The following is a 2,234-nucleotide window of genomic DNA, read 5'->3' on the forward strand; positions in this document are numbered from 1 at the left end:
TTTTCCCAGGCGGCTACCCGCCAAGTATCTTCGCCGTTTCAGCGTTTCACATCCGAGTTCGAGATGGATCGGTGTGGTTCCACTGAGCCATAGGCACCAGGAAAGCTTTAAAATCTTTCTCTGGGTTCGAGAGCGCGGTGTCGCGTTCCTCTCTCGCACAATTAATAATAGTAGTGCCTGTTTCTGGGAATGTCAACCCTTTTTTGAATTTTTTTTTGCAAATCCGTCAAACCCCTGCAGGACAGCCGTTTCGGGAATTTCGAGAACTCCGCATCCCGGACGGATTGCCCGCGAGGAGCGATCGCCGTCCGGGTGTGGGGAGGGCGATCTCGAAGACGGGATCGGGGGACAACTCACCGCCCCCCGCACCCCGGTTTTGGGGTACAATAATGCACTGCTACGGTCAGCTCCGATTTATGTTGCCCAAATGGTTGATACTGCATTGGCGTTTGGGGATTGTGCTCTCGATGTTGGCAGCAATTCTCACACCCTTTGCCCTGAACTTATATATCAATTTCGCGACCCAGAGTCGCCGCTACACCGAAATAACTGAAGTACCCGAAGAACCGGTGGCGGTCGTATTCGGGGCGGGAGTTTGGGAGGACGGGAGTCCGACGCCGATGTTGGCCGATCGCATCCAGGGGGCAATCGACCTCTACCAAATGGGGCGGGTGCAGAAAATTTTGATGACCGGAGATAACGCCACCCCCGAATATAACGAAGTGGTCGCCATGCAGCAATACGCGATCGCCCAGGGAGTCCCCGCCGAAGTCATCCGCCTCGACTATGCGGGATTCAGCACCTACGAAAGCTGCTATCGGGCCCGGGAGATCTTTGGAGTTGAAAGGGCCGTGCTCATCACCCAACAATACCACCTGCCCCGGGCGGTTTACACCTGCAAGCGGTTGGGCATCGACGCGATCGGTTTCGGGACCCCCGACTGGGGCAAATTCCGGGACGACTCGATGCGATTCTACGTCCGGCGGGAACTGCTGGCGGTGGTGAAGGCGGTGGTGGAAGTCCACATCCTCCGCCCCAAACCGACGTTTCTGGGGCCGTTCGAGGGAATGTCTTAGGGATAATTGATAATTAATAATTTGCAATTATTAATTCATGTTGTTCGACTCCCGACTCCCGAGATGTGGTTTAAATTGTAGGGGCGAATGGCATTCGCCCTTTTGAGTCACCACCGTACACCCAATTATGATCGCTCTATTTTCTGCCGTCATTCCCGTCGGGTGTATCGTTTTGATCGGCTTCGTGACGGGGAAAACCCTGACACTCGATCGCCCGACTCTATCCCGCCTGTCCCTGTATGTCCTGTTTCCGGTTCTGATTATTGACAAGCTGTATCGGACGACTCTGAGTCCGGCGAATATGGCGGGGATCGGGGCGGGGTTTTTGCTGACGTATGTGCTGCTGTGCGTCCTCGCCTGGGCGATCGCGCGATCGCTCAATTTCCCGTCCCCGACTCGAAAAAGTCTGATCGCCACCACCGCCTTACCCAACGTCGGCAATATGGGATTGTCCGTGATTTTATTCGCGTTGGGGGAGGAGGGGCTCGAACGGGCGATCGTTTACCTGATCGCCTGGAATTTGGTCGTTTTGACCACCGCCCCGGCTTTGATCAAAGGCGGCGGTTTCCTGTCCGCCCTCAAGTTTACCCTCAAATTGCCGCTATTTTGGGCGATCGTCCTCGGTTTGCTGCTGTACGGGTTCGATGTCGGACTTCCCGATAGCGTGGATGCCGGGTTGAATTTACTCGCCCAGGCGACGATTCCGATCGCCCTATTATTGTTGGGAATTGAAATTTCCGACAGCCGGTTTGAACTCAACGTTTATGAAATCGGGGCGAGTCTGCTGCGTCTGTTGGGGGGTGCGGCTGTCGCTTACGGCGTCGGCTTGCTGTTGGGACTCGGGGACTTGGATTTGCAAGTCTTAATCATTCAAAGTGCCATGCCGACGGCGATCTCGGCATTTCTGATGGTGAGCGAATTTGGGGGCGATCGCGTGCGGACGGTGCGGGTGGTGGTGGTATCCACCCTGCTATCTTTTTTAACCCTGCCTTTGGTGTTGTGGGGGGTGGGGAATTTGTAATTTTAGATTTTAGATTCTCCCCGATAGAGAAGTTATATCAAATCCGGTTATCCCCTCCTAAACCTCCCCAATCATCTTTAGATGATTTGAGCTGGTAGGGGCGCAAGGCTTGCGCCCTCGGGAATTGATTCCCAAGC

At 54.7% G+C, this 2,234-nt stretch carries 2 protein-coding genes and 1 rRNA gene; 2 read left to right on the forward strand and 1 reads right to left on the reverse strand.

Annotated elements, in window-relative coordinates; all coding sequences use genetic code 11:
* Positions 1-101: ribosomal RNA gene (gene rrf, locus LKE08_RS00790) — 5S ribosomal RNA — on the reverse strand; the annotation flags it as partial.
* A 315-nt stretch (positions 102-416) separates the two neighbouring features.
* Here rrf and LKE08_RS00795 point away from each other — a divergent pair.
* Complete coding sequence (locus tag LKE08_RS00795) at positions 417-1,076, forward strand: ElyC/SanA/YdcF family protein (RefSeq protein WP_324702288.1); 660 nt, start codon at positions 417-419, stop codon at positions 1,074-1,076.
* 127 nt (positions 1,077-1,203) lie between these two features.
* On the forward strand, positions 1,204-2,097 hold the full coding sequence (locus LKE08_RS00800) for an AEC family transporter (protein ID WP_324702287.1): 894 nt from the start codon (positions 1,204-1,206) through the stop codon (positions 2,095-2,097).
* The last annotated feature ends 137 nt before the right edge of the window (positions 2,098-2,234 follow it).

It is taken from the genome of Lyngbya sp. CCY1209 (assembly GCF_035615495.1).
Taxonomy (GTDB): Bacteria; Cyanobacteriota; Cyanobacteriia; order Cyanobacteriales; family Microcoleaceae; genus Limnospira.